Below are 7,281 nucleotides of genomic sequence, written 5' to 3'. Positions count from 1 at the left end.
GGCGTAGCCCTGGCCGACGGCCCGGAACTTCCAGGCGCCCGCCCGTCGGTAGAGCTCGCCCGCGACCAGCGCGGTGACCTCGTCGGCGTCGGTCATCGCGAACTCGGCCAGGGCCGGCGCGCCGTCGCCGGCCGCAGCGTCGAACAGCTGCAGGCGCAGCCCGCCCACCGCGCGGAACGATCCGCCCTCGGAGGACCCGGCCAGCACCACCCGGTCGACGTCGGCCGGCAGCTTGCCGAGCTCGGCCTCGACGGTGTCGGTGATCTCGCCGCCGTCGGCGGTCTGCTGCTTGGGCAGGTGGCGCACCAGGCCGGACGGGTGGCGCGGCTGGTTGTAGAAGACGAAGTCGGCATCCGAACGGACCTTGCCGCCCGGGCCGAGCAGCAGTGCGGAGGCGTCCACGTCCGGCGCACCGGGCGTGGCGCTCCAGCGCAGCACGGCGCGGACCGCCGCCACCGGCAGTGCGATGTTGGCGCCCTTGGCCATCACGTGCGTCATAGCCGACCATCCTGCCTGTTCGCCACCCCTTCGGACAACGTGACCGGGGGAGGCGTCGTGGGGGGACTTTGCCAACGCTTGCGGTTTGTGAAGTGGAGGGTAACCTTCCGAGAATTCGCCATTGCGGAACCGGCGCGCGCCCGGAGCCGTCCGTACGATGGGCGGGCGGGAGGCCTCGGGGGCCGGTCGACGATGACCGGCCGGAACCGGGCCGGGAACCACCAGGGCCGCCGAGCGGGTTGAACCGGGTGCGGCACCGGGGCTCTTCACCGCCCCCTCACCCGCCTCCGCCGGACCGGCGGCCGAACCCCTGAGGAGAGCACCTTGCGCCACTTCGGCCACCTCGCGGACGACGTCCGCGACCGGCTCTTTCTCGCGGCGCCGGGGGAGTTCTCCCCCGGCGGCGACCCGGCCGTGCTGGCCACCGCGCTGGGTGCCACGCTCTACAGCCCGGCCACCCGGCCCACCCTGCGCGCCGACATCCGCAAGCAGGCCGCCCAGGGGGTCGTCTCGATGGTCCTCTGCCTGGAGGACGCCATCGCCGACCACGAGGTGCCGCAGGCCGAGGCCAACCTGGTGGCCCGGCTCGGCGAGCTGTGGGCGGAGGTCACGGAGGGTGTCGGCGAGGCCGGAGCGCCCACCGATTCCTTCACGGGTTACGCACAGGATCTTCCCCTCCTCTTCATCAGAGTGCGGACCGCCGCCCAGCTCACCGACCTCGCGGAGCGGCTCGGACCGTCGATCGGCGTGCTCACCGGCTTCGTCCTGCCCAAGTTCACCGAGGAGACCGGCGGGGACTTCCTGGAGGCGCTCGCCGCCGCCGAGACGGCCACCGGGCACCGGCTGTTCGCCATGCCGGTCCTGGAGTCCCCCGAACTCGCCCACCTGGAGACCCGCCGCGACCAGCTGTTCGGCATAGCCCGGCTGCTCGACAAGCACCGCGCGCGGGTGCTCGCCGTCCGCCTCGGCGTCACCGACCTCTGCTCCGCCTACGGCCTGCGCCGCTCGCCCGACCTGACCGCGTACGACGTCGCCCTGGTCGCCTCGGTGATCGGCGACGTGGTCAACGTGCTCGGCCGCGCCGACGGCACCGGGTTCACCGTCACCGGACCGGTCTGGGAGTACTTCCCGGTCCAGGAGCGGATGTTCAAGCCGCAGCTGCGCCGCACCCCGTTCGCCGAGGCCGAGCCCTCGCGGGAGGCGGTCCGCCGGCGGATCATCGAGCACGACCTCGACGGACTGATCCGCGAGATCGAACTCGACCGCGCCAACGGCCTGTTGGGCAAGACCTGCATCCACCCCAGCCACGTGCCCGCGGTGCACGCGCTCTCCGTCGTCACGCACGAGGAGTACAGCGACGCCCGGGACATCCTCCAGCAGGAGCGCGGCGGGGGCGGGGTGCTGCGCTCGGCGTACACCAACAAGATGAACGAGGCCAAGCCGCACCGGGCCTGGGCGGAGCGGGTGATGCTGCGCGCCAAGGTGTTCGGGGTGGCCCGCGAGGACGTCAGCTTCGCGGAGCTGCTGGCGGCCTGCCTCTGCCGCTGAGCCGCCCGTCCCCCCTCCCCAGACCTCGCCCACCGCACCGCACCACCGAAAGCAGGACCCCTTCGTGACAGCAGCAGAGCAGGAGCGCACCGGAGCGCGGGAGCACGCCGGGGCACGGGAGCACGCCGGGGAGCGGGAGTGGACCGGCCGCTGGGTGGCCGAGCGGGCCGGCGTCGCGCTGACCGGCTCCGAGCGCCTGCCCGAACTGGTCGGCCTCGCCCTGCGCGAGAACCGCAAGCGCGCCCACCTGCTGGTCTCCACCGTGCTCGGCAAGCACGTCCCGCAGCGCCCCGCCGTGGTGCACGGCGCCGGCCTCGAACTCGGCCGCCGGGTCCGCGAACTGCTCGGCCCGCTCGACGGCCGGGCGCTCGCGCGCGCCGTCGTGCTCGGCTACGCGGAGACCGCCACCGGCCTCGGCCACAGCGTCGCCGACGGCCTGGACGCCCCCTACCTGCACTCCACCCGCCGCCCGGTGCCCGGGATCGCCCCGCTCGGCGGGTTCGAGGAGGAGCACTCGCACGCCACCTCGCACCTGCTGCTGCCCACCGACCCCGGGCTGCTCGCCGGCGACGGGCCGCTGGTCCTGGTGGACGACGAGTTCTCCACCGGCACCACCGTGCTCAACACCATCCGCGCCCTGCACGCCCGCCACCCGCGCGAGCACTACGTGGTGGTCGCGCTGGTCGACCTGCGCGGCGCCGCCGACCGGAAGCGGCTCGCCGACACCGCCGCCGAACTCGGCGTCCGGCTCGACCTGGTGGCGCTGGCCGGGGGCGGCGTCGAACTGCCCGCCGACGTCCTGGACCGGGCCGAGCGGCTGATCGCCGAGACCGGCCCCGCGCCCGAGCCGCCGGCCGCCCCGCCGGCCCCGCTGGTGCGGGTCGACCTGGCGTGGCCGCCGGGGCTGCCCGACGGCGGGCGGCACGGCTTCACCCCGGAGCACCGGGCACGGCTGGAGGAGGCGCTGCCCGCGCTGGCGGAGCAGCTGGCGGCGGGCGTCGACGTGGGCGCCGGCGGGTCCGTCGACGACGGTGCCGCCCTGTCCGGGGCCGGCGGTGCCGCCGGGTCCGGGGCCGACGGCGGCCGGGTGCTGGTGCTCGGCTTCGAGGAGCTGATGTACGCCCCGCTGCGCCTGGCCGGAGCCCTCGCCGAACGGCTCCCCGGCGGCGCCGAGCGCGTCCACAGCTCGACCACCACCCGCTCGCCCGTCCTCGCCGTCGACGACCCCGGCTACGCCATCCGCACCCGGCTGGCCTTCCCCGCCCACGACGACCCGGCCGACGACTCCTCGCGGGAGCGCTACGCCTACAACGTCGCCCCCGGCGCCGACCCGGCCCGCCGCTTCGGCACCGTGGTGCTGGTCGTCGACGACGTCGCCGACACCCCGGCCCTGCACCAGGGCGAGCGCGCCCTGCTCGGCCAGCTGCGGAGGGTCACCGACAGGGTGGTGCTCGCCGTTCTGCCGTCCCACCGGCCCGCCGCCGCGCTGCCGCAGCCGCTCTACGGCCCGGAGTTCTCCTCCTACCGCGCCGACGAGGTCGGCTGGCTGCTCAAGGACCTCTCCGGCGCCGCCCTGGAGGCGCCCACCGAGGAGCGCGAGGAGGCCGTGCAGAGCGGCGGCGCCCACTACGCCGAGTCACTGCCGGTCGAGTACCAGCCGAGCCCCGAGTACCAGGAGCTGTTCCACCAGGCCCTGCGGGCCTCCGCCCGGCGGATCGCGCTCGCCGTCGGCACCGTCGCCGAGACCCTGCTGCTCGAACGCGGCCCCGGCCTGGTGCTCGCCTCGCTGGCCCGGGCCGGCACCCCGGTCGGGATCCTGATCCGCCGCTGGCTCGCCGCCGGGCACGGCGTCGACGCCCCGCACTACGCCGTCTCGATCGTCCGCGGCCGGGGCATCGACCCGGTCGCCCTGCGCTACCTGGACGCCCACCACCGGGCCGCCGACGTGGTGTTCGTCGACGGCTGGACCGGCAAGGGCGCGATCACCCGGGAACTCGCCGAGGCGCTCGCCGGGACCGGCTTCCACCCCGGCCTCGCCGTCCTCGCCGACCCCGGCCGCTGCGTGGCCACCTTCGGCACCCGGGACGACTTCCTGATCCCCTCCGCCTGCCTCAACTCGACCGTCTCCGGCCTGGTCTCGCGCACCGTGCTGCGCGCCGACCTGATCGGCCCGGACGACTTCCACGGCGCCAAGCACTACACGGAGCTGGCCGGTGCCGACGTCTCCGGCGCCTTCCTGGACACCGTCGCCGACCACTTCGCGGACGTCCGGGCCGAGGCCGTCGCGGCGGCCGGGCGCTTCCTCGCCCCCGAGAACGCCGCCGAGCGCGCCCCCGACTGGGCCGGCTGGGCCGCCGTCGAGCGGATCAGCGCCGAGTTCGGCATCGACGACGTCAACCTGGTCAAGCCCGGCGTCGGCGAGACCACCCGGGTCATGCTGCGCCGCGTCCCCTGGCGGGTGCTGGCCCGGCGCGGCGCGGGCGCCGACCTCGACCACGTCCGGCTGCTCGCCGCCCAGCGGGGGGTCCCGGTCGAGGACGTGGACGACCTGCCGTACTCCTGCGTCGGCCTGATCCACCCCCGCTACACCCGTGGGGCGACCGGCGCCTCCGGCACGGCCGTCCTGGTGAAGGAGTCCTGACCCCGATGACCGGTTACCTGAGCGGTGGCATGAACGGCGGCGCCGCCGACCGCTTCGTCGTCGCGAGCGACCTCGACCGCACCCTGATCTACTCCAACCGGGCCCTCGCCCTCGACGTGCCGGACCGGCTCGCGCCGCGCCTGCTCTCGGTCGAGGTGCACGACGGCAAGGCGCTCTCCTTCATGACCGAGGAGGCCGCCGAACTGCTCGTCGAACTCGCCCGGGAGTCGCTGCTCGTCCCCGCCACCACCCGCACCCGGGCCCAGTACGAGCGGGTCAACCTGCCGGGACCGACGCCCGGCTGGGTCCCGCCGTACGCCATCTGCGCCAACGGCGGGCGGCTGCTCGTCGACGGCGTGCCGGACACCGACTGGCAGGACGAGATGGCCGCCCGGCTGGCCGCCGGGGCGGCGCCGCTGGCCGAGGTGGTCGAGCACCTCGCGCTCTGCGCCGACCCCGAGTGGACGCACAAGCGGCGGGTCGCCGACGAGCTGTTCGCCTACCTGGTCGTCGAGCGCGCCGAGCTGCCGCAGGGCTGGCTCGCGGAGCTCACCGGCTGGTGCGCGGAGCGCGGGTGGACCGTCTCGCTCCAGGGGCGCAAGGTGTACGCCGTGCCGGCGCCGCTCAGCAAGAGCGCGGCACTGGCCGAGGTCGTGCGGCGGGTCGGCGGGGCCACCGTGCTCTCCGCCGGGGACTCGCTGCTCGACGCCGACCTGCTGCGCGCCGCCGACGCCGCCTGGCGGCCCGGCCACGGCGAACTGGCCGACACCGGGTGGACGGCGCCCGGCGTCACCGCGCTGGACGAGGTGGGCGTGGCGGCGGGCGAGGAGATCGTCCGCCGCTTCCTGGCGCGGGTGCGCGGCGAGGCCGTCCGGCCCGACGCCGGGACCGACGCCGTCGGGGTGTCCTAGCCGCAGCAACCGCCGCCGCAGCAGCCCCCGCCGCCACCGGCCGACGGGGCCTGCTGCACCGCGCCGCCGGTGACGGCGACGGTCGACAGCAGCTTCACGGTGTCCGGGTGGCCCTGCGGGCAGACGGCGGGGTCGTTGGCCTGCGCCATCGGACGGCGCAGCTCGAAGGTGGCGCCACAGGCGCGGCAGCGGAAGTCATAACGAGGCATGCCCGCCAGCGTATCCGCGCCGCCGCCCTACCTCACCTACCGCACCCCGCCACCCAGCTCGCCGCGGATCAGCTCCACCACGTTCGCCGCCGTCTCCCGCACCGCGGCCAGCTCGGTCAGGAACCGCCAGTAGTCCGGATGCCGCCCGGCCGCCTCCAGCTCCGCCACCGCGCGGTCCAGCCGGGCCACCGCCGCGTCCAGCGGCCCCGCGTGCCGGGGATCCGGCGCGTTCCGCCCGGCCATCGCGAGCCGCTGGGCGTCCCGCAGGGCGAACCGGGCCCGCTCGACCTCCTTGTTCGGGTCGATCTGCACCTCGTTCAGCTGCCGCAGCCGCTCGTTCACCGCGACCACCGACCCGTCCGCCGTCTCCAGCAGCGCCCGCACCGTCCCCAGCGCGCCGGTGGCGTCCGCCCAGCGCTGCTCGTCCCGGGCCCGGGCGGCCTCGGCGAGCTTGCCCTCGGCCGCCCGCCGGGTCTCCGCGACCTGATCCGGCACCCGCTGGAGGTCCTGCCAGCACGCGGTGGTGAACCGCCGGCGCAGCTCGCTCAGCGCCGGCTCCACCGTCGTGGCCTTCGTCTCCAGCGCCTGGATCCTGGTCCGCAGGCTGGCCACCCGGCGGTCGATCTCCCGCGCCCGCTCCGGCAGTTGCCCGGCCTCCGCCGCGATCGCCTCCGCGCGCTCGCGCACCCGGTCCGCGCGCTCCAGGGTGCCCGGCACCCCGTGCTGCGCCACGCCCTCGTTCAGCCGCCCCAGCTCCGGCGCCAGCTCGGCCAGCCGCGCCGCCAGCTCGTCCGCCCGCAGCCCGGCGCCGCGCGCGGCGTCCAGCGCGTTGCTGGCGGTCAGCAGCGCCCGCTTGGCCTGCTCGATCGCCGGGGTCACCCGCATCAACTGCCGCTCGGCGCGCTCCACGGCCGGCTGCAGCTTGCGCAGGAAGTCGTTCAGCTCCGCGAGCGCCGACCCGAGCTGCCCCTTCACGTCGTCCAGCTGGTGCTTGGCGCGGGCGGCCGTCCCGGACTCCAGGTCCTCCGCGTCCAGGTCGTGCGCGTCGAGGGCGGTCAGGTAGTTCACGGTCACCTGGTCGACCCGGCCGGAGATCGCCTCGAAGTCCGCCACCGCCCGCCGGGCCGTCGCACCGTCCCCGACGGAGCGCACCGTCTCCACCGCCAGCCGCGCCTCGCGCTGGGTGGAGTCCACGTCGTAGAACGCCTGCTGCGCCGCGTCCCGCGCCGCCCGGGCGTCCGCCCGCATGCCGTCCCCGCCCCGCCGCCCCCACCAGCCCCCGCCGGCCCCGAACGACGCCGCCCCCGCGGCCCCCAGCGCACCCGCGACGACCAGCGGCAGCACCAGCGCCTCGGCCACCGCACTCCCCGCCCGCCTCCGCCTCACTGCGCGCTCCCTGGTTCCCGACCGTTGATCCACGCCCATTCTTCCCGATCACCCCACCCCACCGGCACCCCCCCCCCCCCCCCCCCCC

Annotated in this window: 6 protein-coding genes; 3 read left to right on the top strand and 3 right to left on the bottom strand. The window is 76.0% G+C overall.

Features of this window, described 5'->3' with window-relative positions:
- The coding region (locus ABD308_RS19090; RefSeq protein WP_344336095.1) for a TerD family protein at nt 1-498 on the bottom strand (498 nt) is incomplete at its 3' end.
- 324 nt (nt 499-822) lie between these two features.
- Between ABD308_RS19090 and ABD308_RS19085 the strand changes: the two genes are divergently transcribed.
- The 3 genes from ABD308_RS19085 (at nt 823) to ABD308_RS19075 (ending at nt 5,598) form a co-directional block, all read left to right on the top strand.
- Nucleotides 823-2,046 carry an HpcH/HpaI aldolase/citrate lyase family protein gene (locus ABD308_RS19085; RefSeq protein WP_344336092.1) on the top strand — a complete coding sequence of 408 codons (1,224 nt, stop codon included), beginning with the start codon at nt 823-825 and terminating at the stop codon, nt 2,044-2,046.
- A 154-nt stretch (nt 2,047-2,200) separates the two neighbouring features.
- The gene (locus ABD308_RS19080; RefSeq protein ID WP_344336098.1) at nt 2,201-4,687 is read left to right on the top strand and encodes a phosphoribosyltransferase; all 2,487 of its coding nucleotides are present in this window, start codon (nt 2,201-2,203) and stop codon (nt 4,685-4,687) included.
- A 5-nt stretch (nt 4,688-4,692) separates the two neighbouring features.
- Entirely contained in the window at nt 4,693-5,598 is a 906-nt protein-coding gene (locus ABD308_RS19075; RefSeq protein WP_344336090.1) for an HAD family hydrolase, read from the top strand.
- Here ABD308_RS19075 and ABD308_RS19070 read toward each other — a convergent pair.
- Together ABD308_RS19070 and ABD308_RS19065 are read right to left on the bottom strand one after the other, a co-directional pair.
- On the bottom strand, nt 5,595-5,807 hold the full coding sequence (locus ABD308_RS19070) for an FmdB family zinc ribbon protein (protein ID WP_344336089.1): 213 nt from the start codon (nt 5,805-5,807) through the stop codon (nt 5,595-5,597). The genes ABD308_RS19075 and ABD308_RS19070 overlap by 4 nt on opposite strands.
- Nucleotides 5,808-5,843: 36 nt before the next feature.
- Nucleotides 5,844-7,232 (bottom strand): coiled-coil domain-containing protein, encoded by a 1,389-nt coding sequence (locus ABD308_RS19065; protein ID WP_425554798.1) that lies wholly within the window; start codon nt 7,230-7,232, stop codon nt 5,844-5,846.
- Nucleotides 7,233-7,281 lie beyond the last annotated feature (49 nt).

The sequence above is a fragment of the Kitasatospora putterlickiae genome (genome assembly GCF_039527695.1).
GTDB lineage: Bacteria > Actinomycetota > Actinomycetes > Streptomycetales > Streptomycetaceae > Kitasatospora > Kitasatospora putterlickiae.
This window is presented reverse-complemented; position numbering and strand designations above follow the sequence as displayed.

What these genes read in the sequence shown, in the direction of transcription:
- ABD308_RS19070 (WP_344336089.1), bottom strand. Translation starts at nt 5,807, where the DNA reads ATGCCTCGTTATGACTTCCGCTGCCGCGCCTGTGGCGCCACCTTCGAG.
- ABD308_RS19065 (WP_425554798.1), bottom strand. Translation starts at nt 7,232, where the DNA reads ATGGGCGTGGATCAACGGTCGGGAACCAGGGAGCGCGCAGTGAGGCGG.
- ABD308_RS19075 (WP_344336090.1), top strand. Translation starts at nt 4,693, where the DNA reads ATGACCGGTTACCTGAGCGGTGGCATGAACGGCGGCGCCGCCGACCGC.